This is a genomic window from Methanobacterium alcaliphilum (assembly GCF_023227715.1).
GTDB lineage: Archaea > Methanobacteriota > Methanobacteria > Methanobacteriales > Methanobacteriaceae > Methanobacterium_E > Methanobacterium_E alcaliphilum.
The window spans coordinates 13,899-39,472 of sequence record NZ_JALKIF010000007.1; the positions used below are offsets into that span (position 1 = coordinate 13,899).

11 protein-coding genes are annotated in these 25,574 nt (G+C 31.3%); 9 read left to right on the forward strand and 2 right to left on the reverse strand.

Annotation, left to right across the window (positions count from 1 at the left end):
- The first annotated feature begins 1 nt into the window (after position 1).
- Both MXE27_RS12030 and MXE27_RS06285 read left to right on the forward strand, forming a co-directional pair.
- Positions 2–883 carry a tetratricopeptide repeat protein gene (locus MXE27_RS12030; RefSeq protein ID WP_248611557.1) on the forward strand — a complete coding sequence of 294 codons (882 nt, stop codon included), beginning with the start codon at positions 2–4 and terminating at the stop codon, positions 881–883.
- A 91-nt stretch (positions 884–974) separates the two neighbouring features.
- Entirely contained in the window at positions 975–1,853 is an 879-nt protein-coding gene (locus MXE27_RS06285) for an LPO_1073/Vpar_1526 family protein (RefSeq protein ID WP_248611558.1), read from the forward strand.
- A 6-nt stretch (positions 1,854–1,859) separates the two neighbouring features.
- On the opposite strand, the gene MXE27_RS06290 is transcribed toward MXE27_RS06285, so the two are convergent.
- A complete protein-coding gene (locus MXE27_RS06290) occupies positions 1,860–2,144 on the reverse strand; it encodes a hypothetical protein (protein ID WP_248611559.1) in 285 nt (94 codons plus the stop codon).
- Between the two features lie 91 nt (positions 2,145–2,235).
- Here MXE27_RS06290 and MXE27_RS06295 point away from each other — a divergent pair, with 91 nt between their 5' ends.
- Complete coding sequence (locus tag MXE27_RS06295; RefSeq protein ID WP_248611560.1) at positions 2,236–3,213, forward strand: endonuclease NucS domain-containing protein; 978 nt, start codon at positions 2,236–2,238, stop codon at positions 3,211–3,213.
- Positions 3,214–3,499: 286 nt separating this feature from the next.
- Here the strand turns inward: MXE27_RS06295 and MXE27_RS06300 are convergent, their stop codons facing one another.
- Positions 3,500–4,822 (reverse strand): HEPN domain-containing protein, encoded by a 1,323-nt coding sequence (locus MXE27_RS06300; RefSeq protein ID WP_248611561.1) that lies wholly within the window; start codon positions 4,820–4,822, stop codon positions 3,500–3,502.
- A 348-nt stretch (positions 4,823–5,170) separates the two neighbouring features.
- Here MXE27_RS06300 and MXE27_RS06305 point away from each other — a divergent pair, with 348 nt between their 5' ends.
- From MXE27_RS06305 to MXE27_RS06330, 6 genes are all read left to right on the forward strand, one after another.
- Positions 5,171–5,704 carry a hypothetical protein gene (locus MXE27_RS06305; protein WP_248611562.1) on the forward strand — a complete coding sequence of 178 codons (534 nt, stop codon included), beginning with the start codon at positions 5,171–5,173 and terminating at the stop codon, positions 5,702–5,704.
- A gap of 503 nt (positions 5,705–6,207) precedes the next feature.
- Positions 6,208–11,937: a right-handed parallel beta-helix repeat-containing protein gene (locus MXE27_RS06310; RefSeq protein WP_248611563.1), complete on the forward strand. Its 5,730-nt coding sequence runs from the start codon at positions 6,208–6,210 to the stop codon at positions 11,935–11,937.
- A gap of 101 nt (positions 11,938–12,038) precedes the next feature.
- Positions 12,039–17,624, forward strand: coding sequence for a NosD domain-containing protein (locus MXE27_RS06315; protein WP_248611564.1), 5,586 nt, complete (start codon positions 12,039–12,041; stop codon positions 17,622–17,624).
- Between the two features lie 18 nt (positions 17,625–17,642).
- Entirely contained in the window at positions 17,643–22,550 is a 4,908-nt protein-coding gene (locus MXE27_RS06320; RefSeq protein ID WP_248611565.1) for a right-handed parallel beta-helix repeat-containing protein, read from the forward strand.
- Between the two features lie 76 nt (positions 22,551–22,626).
- Positions 22,627–23,943, forward strand: a complete 1,317-nt coding sequence (locus MXE27_RS06325) for a hypothetical protein (protein WP_248611566.1) — start codon at positions 22,627–22,629, stop codon at positions 23,941–23,943.
- Between the two features lie 119 nt (positions 23,944–24,062).
- Entirely contained in the window at positions 24,063–25,376 is a 1,314-nt protein-coding gene (locus MXE27_RS06330; protein WP_248611567.1) for a glycoside hydrolase family protein, read from the forward strand.
- Positions 25,377–25,574: the final 198 nt, after the last annotated feature.

Below are 25,574 nucleotides of genomic sequence, written 5' to 3' on the forward strand. Positions count from 1 at the left end.
ATTGTCCAATAAAGGTCTTTTATTTGCTAATATTAATAGACTTGAAGAAGCACTTGAATTTTATGATAAAGCGATAGAAATTAACCCTAATTGTGCTGTAGTATGGTCTAATAAAGGTCTTGCTTTAAGTGAACTTAATGAATTTGAAAAAGCATTTGAATCTTATGATAAAGCTATACAATTAGAACCAGGTAATGCTATATTTTGGTATCACAAAGGCAATCTATTTACTGAAAAAGGAAGTTATGATGAATCTTTAACTTGTTTTAATAAAGCTATTAAACTCAACCCTGACTTTGAAAGAGCATGGTTAAATAAAGGACTAGTATTTCATAAATCAGAACTTTATAGTGAAGCTATTGAATGTTATAACAAAGTTATAACACTAAATTCAAATTCATATGAGGCATTGACTGATAAAGGTATCGCTTTAATTATGATTAATCAGTTTAAAAAAGCCATTAATGTACTTGATAAATCACTGAATATAAATTCAACTATATCTGCAACATGGTTCTATAGAAGTGCTGCTTTTAATGAAATAGATAATTTAGAAGAATCATTTAAATCTATTAATAAAACTATTGAATTAAACCCAGATTTTGCTGCAGCATATTCTTACAAAGGCAGCCTATTTATCAAAACAAGGAGATTTGAAGAGGCAGATAAATTTTTAATTAAGGCAATTGAATTAAATCCAAATTTAGCTAGTGCATGGTTTAATAAGGCTTGTTTATTCGCCATTATACAAAATAAAGAACTTTCTATTGAAAATTTAGTGAAATCAATTGAATTAGATCCTAAAAATAAAGAAAATGCGAAAAAAGACAAAGATTTTAAAAATCTTTGGGATGACATTGATTTCAAAAAACTTGTAGAATAACAGTTTAATAAAAGTGAAGGTATACTTTAAATTCATTTATTAAGAACTTCATAAAAAGATACTACAATTTTCATGTTTAAGGAGGTAATATATGATTGATGATCCGCTGACAATAGGGGTTTTAGGAGGGATTGCTTCAGGAGTTGGGCAAGAAATTTTTAAAAAATCTTGTAACTATGCAGAGAAATGGATCAATAAATATTATAAAAATCATCAGCCACAAGTACAAGAACAAGCGAAGATAAATACTCTTGATTTTCTTGTTGAATTAGGAAATCGCCTCCAGAACCTTGAAAAACAATTTGAAGAAAAATTTGAAACTTTGGATGCAGTCCAAAAAACTTTGAATAATCCTGATTTTGCTATTATTCTCCAAAATGCAATATTAACTGCTGCTAGAACTTCTTCTTATGAAAAACATAAATTATTGGCTCAAGTGATTTCTTTTAGAATACAGCAAGAATCAGAAACATTCAAGTCAATCACGTGTAATATGGCTGTAAACGCGCTCCCTAATCTTTCGACAAAACATCTTAAAATATTATCTGTTATGGCTTTTTTAATGTATATATCAAAAACTATAGAAATACCTGAAATCCCACCTGAGGAAGCAAGCACCTGGTGGAATGAATATCTAATAAAAAACCTTTCTCCATTATTGCCTATAAATTCTTGGAATAAAATGGATTTTTACCATCTTAATTCGGCATCCTGTATAATTTTAACTGAGGGTAATTTAATTTCTCCAACTACGGGATATGTTGATTATTTAGGAAGAAAGAAAAATTTGAGAATATGGAAATCTAATGACTTTTCTTCTTCAGAAATTGGAAAAAGAATTAAAGATTTATCTAATGAGTTTCATGGATCAAAATTGACATCAATTGGTTTATTAATTGGTATTTGTGCCTATGGATCTTTCACTGACAATGATACAAATTGTGATATTTCTAAAATAATTGAGATGTGATGTGGATTATTTTCGTGCTAAAACAAATTCATCACCATCATACCTTAATTTTAAGTCATGTTTTTTAAGTAAATCATAGAAAGGAACATTTGAATCATTATTCTGAACAATATTCCACAATTCTTCTGTGAGTTCTTCCTTCTTTCTAATTCCCCTAAATAGAATTTTCAAAATCTGAAAATCCATATAATCTATAATTATCACATTATTTTCTGAGGTTAAATTTCCAGGAATCTCAACTTTAACCGTTTTTTTCTTAAACACACCATAGCCACTTCTTGCATAACTCATTAAATCACCTTTTCAATTCAAGTTTATTCCAAAATATTTATTAATTCAGAATTAAATGTTAATATATATTTATGAAATTTGGGGGAGTTCAATGGCAACTGAGATAGGGGTCTGGGAAATAATTGATGGCAAATTAAATCCAATTGATACAAGTATGGAATCTTCGGGAGATATGGAAAAAGATTTTGAAGAATGGATAAAAAAATACCCCATAGTATTGGGCCAGGATCTATTAATCATTGGAGAACAAACAATGACAAGATCGGGACCATTGGATTTTTTAGCTATAGATAAATCTGGTAATTTAGTAATAATCGAATTAAAAAGAGGAAGATTGCCTAGGGATGTGTTAGCTCAAGCGATTGATTACGTATCAGATGTTTCAACATGGGATTTAGACGAAATAAATAATATATGCTTGAAATATACTGGAGAAAGCATAGAAGATCATTTGAATGAAAATTTTGAGGATGTTGATCTGGAAAATATAAACATCAATGAATCCCAGAGAATTCTTCTTGTCGGATTTTCAATAGATGAACCACTTGAAAGAATGATTGGATGGTTATCCACAAATTACGGGGTTAGCATCAATGCTTTAATCTTCAAACACATTGAAACAAACAGCGGCGATAAATTAATTGCTAGAACAATGATAATCCCTGAAGAAGTTGATGAAGAAAGAAGAAATAAATCATCACGGAAGATTAAGATGTCAGATGTTCCAGGTGATTATGAACTTGATGATTTGAAGTCATTACTAAAGAATTATTTCTTAGATAAACGTCCGACGCCTCTTAGAATCAAAAATATTCTTATTCCTTTATGTATTAAAAATAAAGTAGTTACAAGAGAAATGATAAAAGAGAAGTTAATTAGAGATGGTGAAGCCATTAATGTGGGCAAAGCAGGATTGATTTTAACTACCATGTCCCGGGAGATTGGAATTGCAGAAAGAGATTATTTGAGACAAATAATATCTTATGAAAGGCCAAATTCTTGGGAAAAAGAGAATTATAAACTCGTAGATGAGTTTAAACAAACAGTCAGGGAATTAATTGATGTTTAATAAATATTAAAAAGCAGGTGACTAAAATCAGTTAATATTTATAAAACTAAATATAATATATTTAATGTCATTGAGTAATAAAAGAATAGCCATGATATTATTAATTTCATTGTATTCACTTAAATATTAAGGGAAAAAGAATCTATACTTGATGTCTTAAAAATGACTTTGAATGTATTAGATTGAGTTCAAACGATGAAAAAAAGAATTTTTCCTAAATATCAAGATATTCTTAATAAAATAAATGAAAATAATAAACAATAATGTTTTATTCTTTAATTTACTATTACCAATCTGAAGTGCATTTTAATTTCAATCTATCAAAAAAGTCTGTTATACTTTCTTTACTTTTAAATTTATATTTCTTATCTAATTCTAAAAGAGCAATGATTACATTTCTAAAAACATAAATTAATTCTTGAAGATCACTTTTTGAAACAAAAACATATCCATTATGAGTTATATTGCTTCTAACATCATATAGCTCTTTTAATATATTAATAATAATTTTGCGTTGCCGATAATTTTTACCAATAATGAAAGCAGTTCTTTCAGCAATGTTTAGTTTGATGGGTTCATATTGTTCAAATGTTAATATGGATTCGAGAGCAGTAGATAATTTGATATATTTTTCCCCAATTTTGAAATATTCTAAGTTTTCGTGATGTTTCTTCTTTTGTTCATAGATTTCTTTTTCAAAAATTTCAGTTCCCATAGCTTCTCCAAACCAATATATTGCAGTTAGAATTCTTGTTTCAAAGAAAGTAGGTTTTCGAGTTTTTAACATTAGATCTAGTCTATCAAATCCATTATTTTTCATGAATTCTATTAAATTGTCATTTAACAAAAATTCTTTCACAGAACCAATTAATTCATTTGGAAAAACTTTTTTCTCATAATCTGCTGTGAATTCAAATGATTTTCTGTAAAAACGAGGGGTTATTTCCCCCCGTATACCAAAATTCTGATTTGAATGGGCATACAATCTTAAAACATTAATTGCCATTCTAATTTGATTCATTCCATTTTCACGAGCATATTTTTTTACTCCTCTAACTTTAACTTCAGCAAAGATTTTATCAATATTTGGATTAATGTAATGATTGTTTATATGGGTTTTAAATCTTTCATCGTTTGTATTCGAAATTTTTATTTTCTCAGTAATTTCTTCTGCTTTGGTATGATCTAGCCTGAAAAACTTTACATTTCCTACAGAAAACGGATTATCAGTTAACAGATTAAGATTGTCAATTGGTATCCAGAATACCCATTCATTGATTTCTTTTTTAAGTTCCGAACGGAATAACTCTAATTCATTATCAATAAGATTTGATCTTTCATTCAAAGGAAGTTTATGGCAATTGGATATAATATCCTTTAGTTTATCTTCAACATGCTTTTCTAAAAAATTAAATTTGACAGTTTCATCTTTTCTAACTTCATTTATAGCGTTTCTTAGTGATTTAATATTTTTGGCATCGAGGTATATCGCAATGCCATTTCTATACCAATAAGTCAACATTTTATTTTTTAAAAATTCATTATCAACTATTTCATCGCTTTTACAGATTTCCCAAAGATATTCTTTTGTTTTTGCTATATTGAACAATTTAATACTTCCCAATAATCCTTAATTTATTTAATAATAGTATGTTGAGTATATTAATTAATTTTATCATAATAGCTTAAGGTTAATTTTTTAGCCATTTATCATGGATATAACGATTTAAAATTATTTTATTCTTCCCAGCTAATATCAAAAATTATAAGAAAACTACCAATAAGCTTACCATATGGTGTAGTAAGCTAGATTTAACGAACTTGGATATTTTTACTACTAAATTTTCCATTTTTTAGCATAATTTTCTTCATTCTATTAAAATGGAAAATTATTAAATCACATAAAAGAAAAATATATACTATATATACTAATTATTATTATTGTTGGGGGGATTGAATGACATGCTTAATTTGTAAAAACTGTAATGGTTTTTATAAATTAAAAGAAGGGGAATCAGTTTACGATTTTTTAACATGTGAATGTGGTGGTGAATTAGAATATAAACCTCAATTAATATCTAAGTATAAGGCAAAAACCTCTCTAGGGATGGCTATAGCAAGGGGGTTACTGATAGCTTTGATAACTGGAGTTATATTATTTTTATTTGGAAAATTCGTTTTTTATTCCCCATTTTTAATAGCGATATCTGTTTTAATAGGTGGATTTTATACATCTTACATATATAAAACCAGTTATAAATGGGGTGGTTTATCTGCAATATTAATGGGAATCTTTGCAGGAATAATTCTTTTTTCTATAGTTTTTGGATTGAATTTTAATCAAATTCTTCCCCTGGGCATAAAAAATGATTTATTTTCTAATATGATGCTATTTTCTGCGATTTTGGGACCTTTTATTTTTATTCCAATGCTTTGGGGATTTATTGGGGGGATAATTGCAACGTCTGTAAAAAAATTTAAGAAAACATGATACTGTTCTACCCTAATTACAATTTTAATTTTACAAAAAAATTCCATTTTAATTATTCAAAGAAAAATTTTTGCATAATTTATTTTTGTCAGGATAAATCTTTAAAATCATAGTATTTTACTTGAGATGGAGTATATGTAGTTAGTAAAATAAGCTCATTTCTTTAAATTTAAGTAAATTAATAATTTCATCTGTTTATAAAATGCTCTTTTTTGAGGAATCTCTTTAATACTTTATTTTAATTATAATTTAATTGTTAATAATACTTTAATTTGATTTTTAACTATTTTAAGAATCTAATTTTTATTTTAAATGTTCTTATTCCATTTTACTTTTAATGACGATTTTTTATTCAAGTAAAATTGATAATAATTAAAGTAAAATGGAAATTATTATATACTTGCTTTATGTAATATTCTAAATTGTAATGAAGATTTCTTACAAAAAAATGAAGGTATAATATTAAAACTTAAATGTCAAATGAAAAAAAGAGGCGGTAAATAGTGAAGATTAATAAAGCTATACTAATTACATTCATCTTCCTGTTTTTTCTTTCTTTGAACATGGTAAGTGCTGAAGATCTGGGCAATGGGTCCGCACCCAGCACTAAAGATATCTATGTATCAACAACAGGAAATGATACCTCCAATACCGGCGCAAGTGCAGATAGCCCTTACGCCACTATAGGGAAGGGAGTTTCTGATGCCAATGCATCAACCAATGCCACGATATACTTGGGCGAAGGTATATTCAAAGGCACAGGAAATACGCAAGTCGAAATAAATAAAGCCCACACGAGTCAAGGCGGGATCTTAACCATAATTGGGGCAGGTTATAACAAAACGTTTATTGACGGTGAAAGTATTGATTACATATTTGATATAAAGGCAGATTCCATAGTTAATTTAATAAACCTGACCATTATCAATGGTAAGTCAACCAATGGTGGGTCAATAACCAATGCAGGAATTTTAAATATTACTGATTGTATATTTGAAAACAATTATGCAACATCCAATGGTGGAGTTATAAGAAGCTCTGCAGGTAATATAACAATTTCAAATTCTAGATTCAATAACAACTCTGCAGGAAGTTATGGTGGAGTGATATATTCCAGTTCTACTTTATTTAATATCAATAATTCCAATTTCACAAACAACTACGCTACAGATTCTGGTGGAGCATTATATATCAATGGAATTTCCACCCGTCTCAGCAATGTATCTAATTCTCGATTTGAGAATAATTATGCTAAAGGCGGTTGGAGTTATGGTGGCTCCATATACATTGGATATGGATCATTAATAAATAACACAATTATTAATAGTACTTTGACAGGTTCTAATAGTCAGGGCGGAGCGGTTTACCTATCATGGGGAGATAACTATCTTGCAAATAATACCATGATAAACTGTTCAGCAGCTACGGGCAGATACATTTACGCCGGTGGTTATGTTAATGCATATATAACCTTTGCAGACTTATATGTTAACAAACCTACAGCTACCGTAACTGCAACAGTAACTGATGATATGGGCAACCCCATATATGGTTATCAAATCTATTTCTATGCCAATGAAACACAACTTGGTAATGCAAATATCATTAATGGTACTGCAACCTTAAAATTCACCAAGTTGATGGATAATGGTTTATACAACTTAACCGGAACATCTTCCATCTTTGGAAACAACCAGCCAAACATCCAGAATGGAACCTTAGAAGTAGATATCGACCGAAGCCCGGTTACTTTCTATGTTTCACCAAATGGAAATGATGAGACTGGAGATGGATCAAAAATTAATCCATACTTAACCATGTATAAAGCCATAAATGAAGGATTTATAAGATCAATATATCCTACCATTTATCTCATGGATGGTACCTATTCTGGAGCTGGAAATAGTAATATAACCATATCTGATTTAGGTGTTTTAAGTATAATTGGAGAAAATTATGATAAAGCAATAATTGATGGAGAATTAACTAACTGGATATTCAAATTTGGCTCGTACACCCAGGCCAACTTAGAGAATCTGACTATAAAAAATGCAAAATCAGACGTTTCTAGTTATAGTCCTGTTCTAAGGACAACTGGATCGGTGAATATAAAAGACTGTATATTTGAAAATAATTATTCTACAATATCTAGTCCAATAATATACGTGGATTCTGCTGCTGAAGTAAACAACACGGTTAAAAATTTAATATTTAGAAATAATATAGTAACCGGAAGTTATTATGCGTCATTCTACATCCGTAAAGGTACCATTGACAACAGTTCTTTTATAAACAATACTAATATTGGATCTTCCTCAGGAGCAAAAAACGGTGCAGCAGTTAGTAGTCAGGCTATAACCATAACCAACTCAGAATTTATTAATAACACTAATTTGGGCACTGTTGGTGAATCAACTATAACTGGTGGGGCCGTAAAGGTCAATGGCAATTTTGTAAGTATCAACAACACCTACCTTTACAATTACGCTGCAGGATATGGTGGTGCTGTACTAGCTCAAAGTTTAACTAGTATAAATGACACATTCATTGGAAATAATGCTACATATGGTGGGGCTTTTTATTCCTATGGAAATATAACTGGGTCTATTTTTGCCAACAACTCTGCAACAACCTACGGCGGGGCAATATATGCCAACAGTAATATAAATCTCCATAACTGTTCATTTACAAACAATGCGGCTGGAACTAATGGAAATGATGTATATCTTAGCAGCTCAACCTATGATGTGGGTAAGATAGGTTCTGGTAATTTAACCTTTGAATCACTCAATTCAACTATAATATCAAATATTTTAAAAGCATATTTGAGAGACAGTGAAGGTAACATCATAAGTGGAGGTAACGTCTCATTTTATGTGGGTGGAAAATATATTGGTGTAGCTGAACTGATTAATGGCCTTGCACAAATAAATTGTATAGGTTTTGACAATGGAATCTACGATATAACTGGTAATTATTCCCAGGCGGATAATTTAACTGTACAGGGTGCTGTTTTAAATATTTCAGCAGAAATATTGGACAACTTGGATCTTTATATTTCCCCAACCGGAAGTGATGATACTGGAAATGGTACTGAAAGCAATCCTTATGCAACCATAAACAAGGCATTAATAGAAGGATTGGAGAAAACTCAAAACTTGTTTATCCATCTTTTAGCTGGAACTTACAAAGGGCCAGGAATCTTTAATTTAACATTACCTAATGCAGTGAATTTAACCATCACCGGTGCAAGTACAAATCAAACCTTCCTTGATGGTGAAAATGTAAACTGGTTATTCCGAATAATTCAAGGATTCGGGGTAACTAAACTGAACAATTTAACAATTACTAATTCTTTAGCACCGACCACTGTTGGCCCAACTGGAGGAGACGGCATTATTCAAAATTATGGTAATATGCTAATTGAAAATTGTGCATTTGTCAATAACATCCGTACATCTATTGTGAATGAAAGAAGTGGTAATTTAACAATTAAAAATACATATTTCTACAACAATACCGGTGCATATAATGCTGGAGCAGTGGCTAACTTTGGAAATGCCGTTATTGACAACTGTCTTTTTGTAGCAAATGCATGTACAAATTATGGATCTGCCATATTCAATGCATATAACCTGCAAAATAATGCAACACTACTTGTGATGGATACCATAATCAGAGATACCATAACCACGCACTCTCGAGGCGCAGCAGTATATTTAGGAAGTAATTCCACATTTAAAAACTGTTATTTTACCAACAACACCATGTATGATATATACACCAGTGTGTCAACTGGTGAGCCCTATGTAACCTTAATCAACACCACATTCTATAACAGTACTGGTTTTGGAGCATATGGTGGATCCCATTGGAGTATATACAACTCATCATTTGTTAACTTGAAAAATACCATTACCTTTGGGTCAAGTTATAGTATAATAATTGATGGTTGTTTATTCAATAACCCAATGGGTCTTATAATCTCCGGTAGTTCTCTTGAAGGTTACAATTCTACAATGTCCAACTCTGCAGTCCTGAACTCATTGACCTTGTACAGTGGACTGTATTATCTGGATAACAACTGGTGGGGTAACAACAGCAAACCTACAATATTGCCTTACGCATCATATGTGCCGACGGTTGTGTTGGATAAATGGATAATAATGAGTTTAACCACGAATAATGCACCAGGTTTAAGTCAAATCATCAACATGGCTATTAAATCCACAGATGGTAATACTACCTACGATTACGACGTAAGTAAAATACCAATACCCTCTGAAGATAAAGAATTTGTCTTTAATGTTTCTAATGGAACTATTATGCCAGATTCAGGTAATGCAAGTGCTCAAGGAATGAATGCAACTTACAGTCACAACCAATATGGAAACCAGACTGTAAATGCAGTTTTCAACAGATCAACAGTATCTTTAGATATTGAATTATACCAGTTTAACACAACCACCACTATTGGTTTGTCTAATTCTACTGGTAGGCAGGGTAATGTGCTTATTTTAACTGCGGATGTGGTTGATTCAGATAGCACCAATCCGGTGAATGTTGGTGAAGTTGAATTCTTTGTTGGAACTCGTTCTATTGGAAAAGCTAATGTTCAAAATGGTAGAGCTACTTTAAATTGGATAGTAGATGAAGATAAAGGTGATTACGAAATCAATGTACGTTATAATGGAACCGAGAGCTATGTTTCATCTGAAAACAACACCATGTTTAGTGTGACTTCTATTAACACAACTACAATTCTTAACATATCTAACTCCACTCCAAAATACGGTGACCGTATTAATTTAACCAGTAATGTCACTGAAACAGCTAGTGGTAACCCTGTGGGTGGAGGAATCGTCAACTTTTTAGTAGATAATGTGTTAATCGGAACAGCAAATGTGGTAAATGGACTTGCTTCACTAAACTGGGTAGTAGATCAAGATATTGGTCAACATAACATCACTTCGGAGTACAATGGAATTGGGGACTATTTAAACTCTAGTAAAGAAGGATCACTGGAACAAGTAGTGTACACTGGCACAGAATGGTTCATATACACCTATATGACTAATACTCAGATTCAATATATTATGGATAACTGTGTATCTGGTTGTAATATAATATTCACTAATGGAAACTACAGTAAATTGTTTTTAACTGTATCTAAACCATTGAATATTAAAAATAATGGTGTAGTGAATATTGTGGGTGATGGAACTGGCACAGCATTCACCATAATTGGTAATAATGTTAGTCTAAGTGGTTTAAATATCAAAAACTACACTAATGGTGTCTTGAATAAAGCTAACACTGTAACTATGGCTGGTAACACTTTCACCAGTAATGTGAATGGTATTGTTAACTATGGTAATGGATCCAATGTCAAGATAAACACGGCAAATATGTTCCAATCCAACAAAGGAAGCGCTATTTACAACTACGGAAACAATGTAGTTATAAAAGGACAAAAACTGGTGAATAATAAGGTAGGAATCACTAATAAAGGATTCAATGTGGACTTGGTATATAACACGATTTCTGGTGGAGAATATGGTATTTTAAACTATGGAAAAGCTGCAGATATTAATTATAATAAAATATCAAGCACTTCCAAAGCAGGAGTTTATAATACTGGCTCTTCTACTAAGATAGGGCGCAATACGTTGATGAATAATTATTGTGGTGTGGATAATCGTGGATCCAGTTCACAGATATCCTACAACACAGTAAGTGGTGGAACTACTGGTTTAATGAATAAAGCAAGCAGCACCCGTATTTACAGTAACTCTATAAAATCAGTTAAATCATATGGTGTCTATAATTACGGATCCAGCAATAAGATCTATAAAAACACCATATCTGGTACTAAAAAGGGTTATGGTATCTACTCCAAAGGATCAAAATATACTCTGATCCAGTCAAATACTGTTTACAACTTCTCTTACGGAGTATTCAGTGCTGACTACAAAGATAATATAAAGTCCAATGTTTTAAGATACAATAATGCTGGTTTATACTTGTATAAAACCTCTAAATACGCATCAGTATCCTCTAATAAAATGTATAAGAATACTGCTTATGGTGTGTATAATAAAGGATCTAAAACAACACTTTATAAAAACCAGGTGACTTCCAATAAGAAAATCGGCCTTGCCACTGTAAAAAGTGTTAGCAATAAGAAAAACACTATAAGGAAAAATAAAGTCAACATACGATACATCAAATAGGAGTATTGACTTAAATTCCTTATTTCTATTTTTTTTTTAAAAAGGAATTATTTCAGATAAGTAAGTTTATGACAGGTTTTTGAGAGAATAGGTGATGTTAATTGATTAATAAAAAGTATATTCTCATGATTTCGTTTTTAGTTATTTTTTTATCAGTTTCAACAGTAAGTGCTGAGAATATAACCGATGATAATTTGCCTTTAAAAGATAATTATGCTAATAATGATACAATTAATGGTAGTTTTAGTCTAGTTACGCATACTTCGTATGCAAAGAGTGATTCTCGCAGTGTTAAGGAGATTAATATTACTGATAGTAATTATGGAGAATATTTTAATGTTTATACTGGTGAAATCCTTTCTTCTGCAGACATTATTCCCGGCGATACAATAAGAATAGGCAATGTTTCTGATAAAGCATTTACCATTGATAGAAAACTCATTCTAACAGCGATTGGTGAAAATGACCAGATAACCAATGGTGTCATCCATTTAGTTAGTGGAAGTGATGGTTCCACAGTAACTGGACTTAGAATTATCAATGATAAAACTATTTTCAAAGTGAATGGCATTGAATGTGTGACTTTACATGGGATATGGCTTTCTAATACTGATTATAATACTATTTCATACAATACGGTTCGTGTTGCGGATGCTTATAAGGTTTTTGCTATGCCAATGGGATATTCCAGCCACAACACCATTATTTATAACAATCTAGTTAGTACATGGAGTAGCTGCATGCCCATGGGTCAATGTCACTACAACAATATATCCAACAATTACATGCAAGCCACTAATGCTAATTTAATTTATTACAACCCTTATGGACACGCAGATTATGGTGGAGATCCAGATTGCCATAACAATTACATATCCAATAACTACCTCTATTCTATCTACGCATCTGACGCGGTTATTGGTATGTTATTTAGCTATGCTTCTCATTGTAATACTACCATTATCAATAATACCTTAGTGCATATGTTCAATGGTATAGGTATAACGGGGGATAATGCTACAATCAAAGGAAATACTTTGATTAACATGACTAGTATGGCTCTGCTTATTGCCTGTTCCAATGTAATAGCCTCAGATAATATTATAACGGCAGATCACTCCGATGGAGGCATAGGTATTGGTGTTCAAAGCAGTGGTCTTGAAAACATAGTAGTAGTAAACAATACGGTTAATATAAAAACTGGATCATATGTGGGGATCACTATTAGGGGAAACTCTATCCTGGTAAAAAATAACATTGTAAATCTTCTAAATTATGGTGAAGGTATAGTGGTCACAGGGAATAATTCTCAAGTCATAAACAACCATATAAACACCAATGTTGATGTTGCTATAAATATAACTGGTTCTAATTCAACTATTCAGGGAAATATTATAAAAACTGGATCATATGGAGTTTATATTAAATCCATTGCCAATCAAAAGGTATATTTCAATTCAATTATCAATAACACCATCACCAGCTTGCTGTATGGTGTATATTTAAAAGGCACAGTTTACAATACGACTATCTCCGGCAACTGCATAAATACTAATGCTCCCTTTGGGATTTATAAAGATATAACTGATCCTTATGGGGATGATAGTTCAGATAATATAATTAACGATGTTATTGAGGATAGTACTGGTATAGTTGTCAATGATTCAAATTATTCTGCCTATTTTGATGAAGATGGATATCTTAAATTCAAGTCATTTAAAAATGATATAGTGATTATTTTAACCCATCTGACCAATAAAAACTTATATTTCGATCAAAAAGTGAAATTAACCAGCAATGGTCTGGTTTCTTTATTAAAAAACGTAAAAATTACTCTGTATTCTGATGCAGCAGGTTCAATAGTTCAAGACTTAAATTTTTATAATAATAATTTAAACGCCATAATTTTAGTTGAAGGTGCAAACAATATAACTATTCTTAGAAATAACATAACTATATTGGCGGATAATAATTTTACAGGGTCATTATCCGGTATTTCATCTTATGGGCTGTGTGAATATGTGGATATAACCAACAACAGTATATTTATTAATGCAAACCAGGCCTATATCTATGGAATAAATATGGTTTCTTATAATTTTATAGGCTCCATGTATGCTTCTGATTTTTCCAAATATTTCACCATATCTAATAACAACATTATTCTAATAGGAAATAAACTGGCAGAAGCTATTTACACGGATTCCATTATTCATAGTACTATAAAAAATAATGTAATTAATATTATAAGTGGCTCTTATGGTTATGGTATTTCCACCGCTAATTTAATTGGCTCTTTATTTGATTTGAATATAACTAACAACACCATATTTGTCAATGCTAGGGGAATGGTTTATTTAATTCAGCTGCACATGAGCCGTGATGTTTTATTAGTTAATAATTCGCTTTGGGGTGTAGGTAGTGGTGTTTACGGTATCAGTGCTTATAAAACTGATAATGTGACTATTAAATCTAATTTTATTCGTACTATTGGTGGTGATTTAAGCTTAACTGACCCGGGAAGTTTTGATGTATTAGGCAATGGTAATGCTGCTGTTTTTTTAACCGCTAATGCTAACAAAACTAACATGCTTTCAAATACGTTTTATACTAATGCTGTTAAACAGTTAATCTTTGATAAATCATATAATACTACACTAAGTTGTAATTCATTTGTTATTGATGATGAAAATATATTGAACTATTTCAGTAGCCGTTTAAATGGTGAACTCTTAAGTGGGGTTGTTCAAAGTAATGATACTTTATTGCTTGCCACTTTAAATCATTACTGCAGTTTAATTTTCAATGTTCCTCTGAATTTATCGTCTTATCTGGGCAATGGCATAGTAAATGCTAGTTTTATTCTAAAAACAGGTGCTTCTTACTCTAATATCACAGGAATAGTTTTTAATTTAACAAATAATCCTGCTTTAACTTTGATGGATGCATTTAATGTTACAGTAACAAATAACACTATAAATATTTCTAATATAGTTGAATCAACTATAACTGCTATTTCAATAACTCTTAATAGTTTTTCTAACCAGATTAAAAATAATATTATTAATATGGATGGGTTATATGCACTAATTGGTATCAGCATATCCAATCGTTATCAAAATAGGTACGGTCGAAGCCCTAAATCTAATCAGATTATAAATAATAGTATAAGTATAAATTCAAAATATTCTGCAACAGGTGTATATGTTTCCATGGCTTCAGACACATTAGTATTGTGTAATGACATTGCGCTGGCTTCCAATTCAAGTTATGGTGTGGTCACTGATTCTTCTTTGGATTATATGGGTTTCAGCACTATCTGGACCAACAATACTCAGATAATTAACAATACCATAAATGCCCGTGGACTAACTGTTTATTTGATAAAATCTTTAAGTGCCATTGCCAATATGGTCGAAGGCAATTTATTATTATCTAATTCTAGTTGTTCTTTTGGTTATATTGGTTTTAATTGTACTAATGATTCTATTAAAGAGAATAATATATTACTCAATGGCACAGGATTTAATAGTAATCTGGCTGTTATTCAAGCCGGCATTTATTATTATGGTGGAGCGTCCTTTAATCAGGTGAGAGATAATCACATAATTTCTAATTATGCTTTAGGTGGTGAATACGCAGTATTTATTGATAGTAACTCCTTTGAATCCAATGTGGTGGCGGGTAATTATTTAATTTCGAATAATGGCTATTGGGTGGCTAATAATGCAGTATATGCGTTATATGATGTGGTGGTTAATAATACTCCTTACTATGTTTTTGTATCTCCAACGGGAAGTGATATTATGGGTAACGGTACTTTAAATAATCCTTACTCTACTATTGCTTATGCTATATCTCAAGCATATAATCGGGCGATAATTTACCTTTTAAATGGAACATATCATGAAAATGGGTTGGTTATTAATAAAACACTCACAATTGTCCCGTATGAATATGGTAAAGTAGTTCTGGATGGCGATAAAAAACAGATTTTTTCTATTTTATCAATGGGTGATTTGACTATAATGGGGTTAAATTTAACCAATGCCTACGGTGAAAATGGATCAGTATTTTTAAATTACGGCAGGTTGAAAATTGAAAACTCGACACTAAACCACAGTACGGCTTCTCGTGATGGTGGATGTATACTTAATTATGGGGAAACAATTCTAAAGAACACAGTTTTCTCAAATAATTGGGGTTATGTTGGAGGAGCGGTGTTTAATAGTGGTAACTTGTCTATTTATAATTGTTCTTTCTTGAATAATATTGCTTCTAGTGGTGGTGCTGTATTCGGGACAAACTCGTCTTATATGATTGTATATAATTCTTTATTCAAGTGCAATGCTGCTATTACTATGGGGGACGTATTTTTATATAACGACACTAATTTGAATACTCCTGCGGGGTTGGGTGGGGCCATTTCAAATAGTGGGCCATTATATGTATATGACTCTATTTTTGAACTGAACTCTGCATTGAATGGTGGTGCGATTTCTATTTCGGGAAAAAATTATTCAACTATTTCTGGCTTTGATTATTGGAATGGGCCGGGGAGTGATTTGTATATTATAAATTCATTATTTAAAAGCAACACAGCTCAAAACAATGGTGGCGCTATATTGGGCAAAATTAAGAATTTATTTATATTCAATTCCAGTTTTTCTGGTAACGAAGCACTAACTCGTGGGGGGGCATTAGCAGCAACCATTAACAATGGTACTATTATGGGATCTGTTTTTACCCGGAATCTGGCAACTACTGGTGGGGCTATTTATATAAAAGGCAATTTAACTATTTTAAATTCAGTTATAAGTAACAATTCTGCCCAGTATGATGGCGCAGTTTCTTACTGGGGTTACAGTAGCTATGGCCACATTCAAAATTTAATGACAATTACCAATTCCACCATAGAGGGTAATCGGGCTCTCTACCAAGGTGGTGCATTTGGATTTTATGAGGTGAATGTTAATATCACGAATTCCAACATTGTCAACAATTATGCGCCCAGTCAATCAACTTTCCACACTACTGGTCTGAGAAACAGTATTTATGCCATGGGTAACTGGTGGGGATCTAACAAAGGTCCGGATGATTCCGTATGGAATACGGATAATACAGAGTTCAGAAATTGGTTGATTCAGAGGGTTCTTTGGGATGTTATTGCCAGTGAAAATACTAATGGAACAAATTCAGGAGGAGGTAATTTTAACTCTGGATCTGGATATAATTCGGGTAATGGTGGCAATTCTAACCCTGGATCTGGAACTGGTTCCGGAATAGGTTTTGGTATAGGTACGGGGTCTGGATTGGGTGTCGGAACTGGTTCAGGTATAGGTAATGGTGATGGAACAGGCTCAGGGTTTGGGTCTAATTCAACCAATGGAACTAATGGATTTAGTAATGGTCAATCTGATGTGCAATACATGAGTGAGCAATTACAGACTGTGGGTAGTATTTTAACTGCCGCAGCATCTTCCATAACATCTAATTCTAATCCTGGTGGGAAGTCTGGTGGTGGTTCGTCAGGATCATCTCGCATAAAAAAAGCCTATGAAATAGAAGAGGAAAAAAACTCCAAACAAACAGAATCAAATAATATAACTGCTTTCATAGCAGTTTTACTCTTCTTAGTACTTATATTCGTGGGATATCTAAAAAATCGAAAAAAATCAGAGTTTTAAAAATTTTAGGGGCTTTAAATGTCGAAAATAATAAAAATAATCACTTTTATCATTTTAACTTTATCATTTCTATCTATCGGGATGATAAGTGCTGCAAATTATGGGGAAGATATATATGATTCTACTATTTTACCTGAAGATGATGTAAATATCAATTCTTCTATATTATCAGATGATAACAGTTCAAAACAGGACTATTCTAAATCAACTAATATCTCTGAAATATATGTATCTATAAATGGCAATGATGAAACCGGTAATGGAACAATTGAAAATCCATATAAAAGTTTAAAACAAGCCATATCTAAATCAATAAACGGTTCCACTATTTACATGTCCTATGGTACATACAGTAATTTAAATAACACTAAATTAACTATAGATAAAACATTAATCATCTCGGCCGTGGGAGGGCCTGTTGTACTGGATGGGGCGAAAAAATACAACTTCTTTGAAGTCACATCAAATGGTAATTTAACCATTGATGGTTTAACTTTTACAAATGGTGATGATGAGAATAATTATGCTTCAGGAGCCCTTACGAATTATGGGGATTTGACTGTCCTTAATTCCACTTTTAAAAATAACGTTGGCCTACGATCTGGCGCGATTTTAAATTATGGCCACTTAACAGTTTACAATACTACTTTCATTTCTAATGACGGTACAAATTACGGTGGAGCAATATCCAACTTTAAAGAAGCAGAAATTTATAACTGCACATTCACAGAAAATTTAGCAAATATTGGCAGTGCATTACTGAATAATGGAAACATAACTATTAAATATTCTAATTTTTATTCTAATACAGTCGATGGGGTAAATTATGATAATACATCTAATTCCATAACTATTTTTAATTCAATTTTTGACAATGTATCCACATTAAACCTTAAAAATACCGATACCCACATATACAACTCTTCTTTTGTTAATACTAAAGTTAGCTATGCTATCCATGCAGATTGCAGTGAGGTGTATATAATTGGTTCAGTATTCGATAACTGCAAATTTGCCATTAATGCAGTTAACTATAGCAATCTAACGATAATCTATTCCTGTATTTTAGGATCGATGTATAGTCACAATTCAACCATAAATGCAGATTACAACTGGTGGGGAACCAATAAGAAAAAATATGATGTTAACTATTGGATAATAATGACTTTCAACTCCGAATATGAGTTTATACCATCTAAAACCGATTCAAAGGTCACGGTTTCGTTAAATAAATATACTGATGGTGAAAAAGTTTTTACTTTAACCTCGGGAATATATTTACCAACCAGACATGTGATTTTTGAGACGGATAATGGATTATTTTCAAATTCAGGCGGTTACCTTGAAAATAAATCATTTTCAACTTATTATATCAATAATACGGAAGATACTTTAATTTATGCCATAATAGACAACCAGCGGCTTCGCTTAGTTGTAGGTACAGGTTCTACGGATTATATTATCTACGTCTCTAATGATGGTTACGACTATGATGATGGATCTGAAGCTAATCCTTATAAAACCTTATCTCAAGCCCTTAAAAAAGCACTTAATGGTAATACCATCCGAATTTTTGCTGGTGAATATGATGGTGCATTTAATTCTAATTTATATATAACTAAAAACCTCACTTTCACCTCATTCAATGGGCCGGTGACCATTTATAGGCACACCAATAACAATATATTTATAATAGCTGATTACGGACAACTTAATTTGAATGATATCACTTTGTCAGCTCCAGAAATAAGTTATGCTGCATATCTTCTTAATAATTCAGGGATGTTGGTGATTAATAATTGTACAATTGCTAATACTCGGGGTTCAATTTTGTCTTATGGTGATTTAAATGTATATAATTCTGTTTTTTCAGATATAACCGGATATGCTATTTATGGTGGGGATGGCAAAAATTTGAATATCATCAATTCATATTTCACAAGAATATCTACAAATTTTGAAAATACGGTGGTCTACTGGAGGGACGGTTCTGTAAATTTAATTAATTCTACTTTTATCAATAACTCCCTATATGCACTACTTTTACCAGTATGGTCCTCGCAAGCGCATCCTGTGGCAGTAATCAATGCATCTAATTTTATCAATAACAGTGGGGGACTAATTTTTTCAAATTACGGGGAACACAATCATATAATTGATAATTGTAAATTCATAAACAATACCGGGGCTTGTGTTAAAGGAGCAAAAAGCATAATCAATTCAATTTTTATAAATAACAGCGCAAATGGGGGTATAATATCCAATGGTGATAGTTATAATGGATATAATCTGACTATTTCTAATTCCAGTTTTATCAATAATGCCAATGATTTTAACAAAGATCTGGAGTACTTTTACTCTAATGGGATGATATACAATGGGGGTAATTTAACAGTTGACCATTGTATTTTCGAGGGTAACTATGCAGGATATGGTGGCGCCATATTCAATAATGGAAATCTAACCGTTAGTTATTCCGTTTTTGTAAATAACACTGGTGAATACTTAGCTAATAATGTATTTAATCGGATTGGAACATCTTATTTGTCATTTAATTGGTGGGGTTCCAGTAGTGGCCCGGATAATACTGATGTTTACCGCTTTTTAGGGGATGTTTATATTGATAACTGGGTCATAATGGATATGATTATGGATGATCTCACAGTCATTGCATCTTTAAATAAAGTCACAGACATTCAGGGCAATATTCATGTTTTAGATGGAATTTTACCTTCTCGAAAAGTTTTTTTCAATGGAACTAATACTCAACTTTCACCATTAGAAGGAGTATTAATCAATAATTCTGCTTCATCTGTTGTTAATCCTTATCTGAACAAGGATTTCATTGTCAAGGCAACGATTGACAATCAAATTCTGGATTTAAATGTGAAAAATAACAGTACCATGATTACTGTTAATAATGAGGTATTCTATGGTAAAGGAAATACATACAAAGTAATTTTAAGCAATGTAAATGGTTATTTAATTGCTAATCAAACTCTTAAATTCACTATAAAAAACCATAATGGAACTTTGGAAAATTATACTTTAATTACGGATGGGAATGGTTTGGCCACTATTGTAATTAATAATACAGTGGGAGTCTACAGTATACATGTAAGTTATAATGGCAATTCTTATTTTGAAGGGTGCCAATCCAATGCCACTATATCTATTTTAACTTCCCTTACTAAAATAATAACTTACAATGAAACCTTTTATGGTAAAGGAAATGTTTTATACGCCACATTATATGATCTTAATGGTAAAGGAGTTGCTGGCCAAACAGTAACTTTCAATATATCTTATGGAAATGAATCTAAAATTTATCAAAGTGTTACTGATGAAAGTGGTAGAGTAGGAATTTCTATTAACTTTTCCAAAGGTATTTATGATGTTAAAATAAGTTTTAATGGAAACGATTGGTACAACCCTTCCATAGCAATCTCTAGATTTTCTATTTCTTCTATAAATTCCACTTTATCTCTGGAAACTAGTGAACTCTATGGGCGTGGAAATGCATATGTAGTGAAATTACGCGATGACAATGGCAATGTTATTCAAAATGAAACCATAAAGTTGATTATATCGCAGGGTAATATTAACGATACTTTCTATGTAATAACTGATGAAAATGGATTTGCTGGTTTAACTATTAATTTATTCACTGGAGTCTATAATATTCGTGCTGATTATGGTGGGGATAGTCTATATGGATCAAGTAGTGCTACTGGAGTTTTAACCATAAATAGGGTGGATACTACTTTGATATCGGATGCCGTTATTCTTGATAGCAATCAGTACAATATTACTTTAACTGATATTTATGGTAGGCCCCTAGCAGGTGAATCAATAAATATCACCCTTTTCAGCCCGGGAAAATATAATAAAACTTATACGGTTATAACAGACAGCGAGGGGGTAGCTCGTTTAACTACTAATCTTGAATCAGGTAATTATATATTGCTTAATAATTTCTATGAAAATAACTGGTATGCTGCAGCTACTTCAGCCAGTGCTTTAATTATCTCTAAAAATATTAATGTTGAAAGCTCATTAAATGTAACTATATCTAATTATTCAATTATTAAAGGCAATAATGTTACATTGACTGCAAGGATTTCAACTGTAGGTAATTATTCTGATGTGACAGTTAAATTTTATCTTGATAATTCCTTAATTGGAACAGCTAAAGCAGTGAATGGTACAGCATCATTAAATTACAATGCACCTTCTTCTCTGGCTCTGGGTTCTCATTTGCTGCGGGTGGAGGCCACTGATGGCAATTGCACATCATGTGTCAATTCAACACTATCTCTTATATCTAATACTACTACTTTGACTAAATATGTGGATCTGTATATTAGTTCCGTTAAAAGGTCAGGAAATAATTATTATTTCACAATCAAGAATAAAGGCAATTCTGCCTCAAAAAAATGTCATCTTAAAATGTGGTACTCATCAACTAAGTATAAGATAGTATCTGTCCCGGTTATATCGTCTGGTGGTTCATGCACAGTTAAAGTTATTTTCTTCACTTATTCCACACACAAGAATAAATATAAATATGCAAAAATAAATTTTAATCAAAAAATTCTAGAATCCAACTATAATAACAACCAAATCACAGTTAACAAACCTGATCTATATATTAGTAGTGTTAAAAGGTCAGGAAATAAATATAAATTTCGAATAAAGAATAAAGGCGCCGCTGCATCTTCAAAATGTTATTTGAAAGTTTGGTATAATTCTAAGAGGTATAAAATAGTTAAAGTACCAGTTATTGTAACTGGCGGATATTGCACTATTATGGTGAATTTCTATAAATATTCTACCCATAAAAGATACTACAAATATGCGTTAATTAACTACAAAGAAAAATCTTTGGAATCAAATTACAAAAACAATCAGGTAAAATTCAAATAGTATAAATTTTCTACGTCCTTCATTTTTCCACGAAAATTTTATATTAAACTTTTATAATACATATCAATAGATTTTTATGAAGCAAAAAGCAGCAATAATCTGCCTATTATTATTGATAATGGTACTTTTAACAGCAGCCCCCACTTTCGCAGGGAACTCTAAACATATTAATGGGTCAAGTTATGGAATTAATAAAGATCTGAAATCATCCACCATAAAAATTACTCAGAAAAAAAAGACATATACTATATCTCCTAAAACCAAACCCTGCGATAAGGCTATCCTTAATTTGCCATCATATAATAAACACACCAAACATTACTACACTTTGAGTAGTTATATGAATAAGTTCGAAAAAGCAGGAGGAGGAACACTAATCCTTAAAAAAGGGACATATGTCATTTGCAGTTCAGTGGCCATCCCTTCCAATGTGAATTTAGTAATGCGTAATGGTGTGATAATTAAAAAGGGCAAAAAAACAGGGACTAAAAAATTAAGTTATTCAACGGCTATTTTCCAATTAGTAGCACCCAGTAAATTAAAAAAGAACGGGGTTTATGCCAAATATAATGGGGTTAAGAATGTTAAAATTATTGGAAAAGGCAAATCAGTTATTAATCTGAGATATGTAAAAAATAGCCTGGCCATTGTATGTGGACATAATAAAAATATTCAAATCAGAGGCATCACCTTTAAAAATTTGAATGGATCCCATTTTATAGAGTTAGATGCTACTTATAATATGAAAATCAGCAAATGCTGCTTTATAAACTCTAAACCATCACCTAAACTCAATAAAGAAGCCATAAATCTAGACACACCCGATAAAAATACCAATGGATTTCATAATCCCTGGTCTACTTATGATAAGACACCTAATAAAAAAATTATAATTGAAAATAATTTATTTGCACATTTGGATAGAGCTATAGGGACCCATAAATATTCACAGAAAAAAATTAATGGTAAATATATAACTAAAAGAGGCCAGATTTACCATAAATATATAATAATTCACAATAATCGGATTATTCACATGAGGAGTGATGCAATAAGAGCACTCAACTGGAAAAATTCAAAGATTATTAACAATTACATCGCACATATCAGTAAAAAATCCAAAAAATATCGGGCCGTACTTGCAAGTGGGGTAATAAACCTAAAAATTAAGCATAATTATTTTAAGAACATGAGCCGACCAATACAAGTATTTCCCACAAAAAACCCTAATAATGGATCAATTTACTCTGTAACCTACAATAAACTCAGCCCTACTAATTATAATGATATGGAATACAACCTATGTGAAGGCTTAAATGAAAGTTTTGCCAGAATATCTATGGTTTATAACGCATTTGCCAATGCTATGAAAATATATCTTAAGATGACCTAACTAAATTATCTAATCCTAAATGGATTTTTAAATTCTTATTTTTGATTTGGAATTTTTTATTAATTATGGAAATTATTATCCGTATTATTTATTAAGGGAAAGATCAAAAAATAAATTTGATGAAACTTAAATTATCTCTTTTAGCAATATTATCTCTATTTATTTTATTGATGACTGCGGGACCTATTTTTGCTGCGGATGATTCTGTTAATCTTAATAATTCTACTTATGGGATCGATAAAAATCAGAAAACATCTACAGTTACAGTTACCAGTCAAAAGAAAACCTATACTATAACTCCCAATTCAAAACCATGTGATAAGAAGATTTTAGGATACAGCACATATAATAAGTATACTAAAAATTATTATACTCTGATTAGTTACATGAAAAAATTTGAAAAAGCAGGTGGTGGGGTATTAGTTTTAAAGAAAGGAACTTACACTATTTCCAGTACTGTGGCTGTTCCATCAAATGTAAACATTGTAATGAATGATGGGGTTGTAATTAAAAAAAGTACCAAAACTGGAACCAGCCGATTTAAAGCTTCCATGACTATTTTCCAATTAGTAGCACCCAGTAAGCTCAAAAAAAGTAAGGCTTATGCCAAATATAATGGCGTTAAAAATGTGAAAATTATTGGAAAAGGCAGTGCTGTTATTGATATGAGATATATAAAGGGCAACCATGCTATTGTATGCGGCCATAACCGCAATATTCAAATTCAAGGGATAACATTTAAGAATATTAATAAAGCCCATTTCATTGAATTAGATGCTACTAATAAGATTACAATTAGCAATTGTAAATTTATAGGGGCTAAATCATACACCAACCCTTATGATGAAGCAATAAATCTGGATACTCCTGATAAAACCACAGGGGGATTCAATAACGTGTGGTCATCACACGATAAAACTCCTAACTGTAATGTTTTAATTGAAAATAACTATTTTTCCGGGATGAACAGAGCCATTGGTACTCACAAATACTCCCAAAGAAAAACCAATGGGGTATACGTTACTAATCATGGTCAAGTTTATCATACAAACATTACCATTCGCAATAATAAAATCATAAATTCCCGAAGCTATGCCATAAGAGTGCTGAACTGGAAAAATGCTCATATAGTTAATAATTACATTAACAACGTACCCAGTAAATATGTGGCCATATTCACTGCAGGAGCAATTAACTTAAAAATTAAGCAAAATTACTTTAAAAATATGGCCCGATCTATCAGAATATTTCCTATGAAGAATGTTGGTGCAGGTAGTGTCTATTCAGTAACATATAACAGCTTAACCTCGACCAATTATGAAGATATGAAATACAATCTTTGTGTAAGTGTTGCAGATAATGTAGTTAGGGTTTATACCAAATATAATATGTTTACCAATCCTGTTAAAACCATTTATCTTTTAAAATCCTAAATTTCATTCTTTTTTTTTTTAAATTGCAGAAATAATCAGATATAGCTGAGTCTTTTAAAAAATTGTATAAGGACCACAAAATAAAGCTAAATTTTCAAAAGTTTCTAAAATAACATCATATTTTAATAAGACGCATTTGTCTTAAAATGTTCGTTTTCCTGGTTTTTAGCTCCTGAAAATTTAGCAAATATCTTTGTG

Excerpts from the sequence above, each read along its gene's own strand:
- MXE27_RS06285 (WP_248611558.1), top strand. The coding sequence starts at position 975 with ATGATTGATGATCCGCTGACAATAGGGGTTTTAGGAGGGATTGCTTCA.
- MXE27_RS06290 (WP_248611559.1), bottom strand. The coding sequence starts at position 2,144 with ATGAGTTATGCAAGAAGTGGCTATGGTGTGTTTAAGAAAAAAACGGTT.
- MXE27_RS06295 (WP_248611560.1), top strand. The coding sequence starts at position 2,236 with ATGGCAACTGAGATAGGGGTCTGGGAAATAATTGATGGCAAATTAAAT.
- MXE27_RS06305 (WP_248611562.1), top strand. The coding sequence starts at position 5,171 with ATGACATGCTTAATTTGTAAAAACTGTAATGGTTTTTATAAATTAAAA.
- MXE27_RS06320 (WP_248611565.1), top strand. The coding sequence starts at position 17,643 with ATGTCGAAAATAATAAAAATAATCACTTTTATCATTTTAACTTTATCA.
- MXE27_RS06325 (WP_248611566.1), top strand. The coding sequence starts at position 22,627 with ATGAAGCAAAAAGCAGCAATAATCTGCCTATTATTATTGATAATGGTA.
- MXE27_RS06330 (WP_248611567.1), top strand. The coding sequence starts at position 24,063 with ATGAAACTTAAATTATCTCTTTTAGCAATATTATCTCTATTTATTTTA.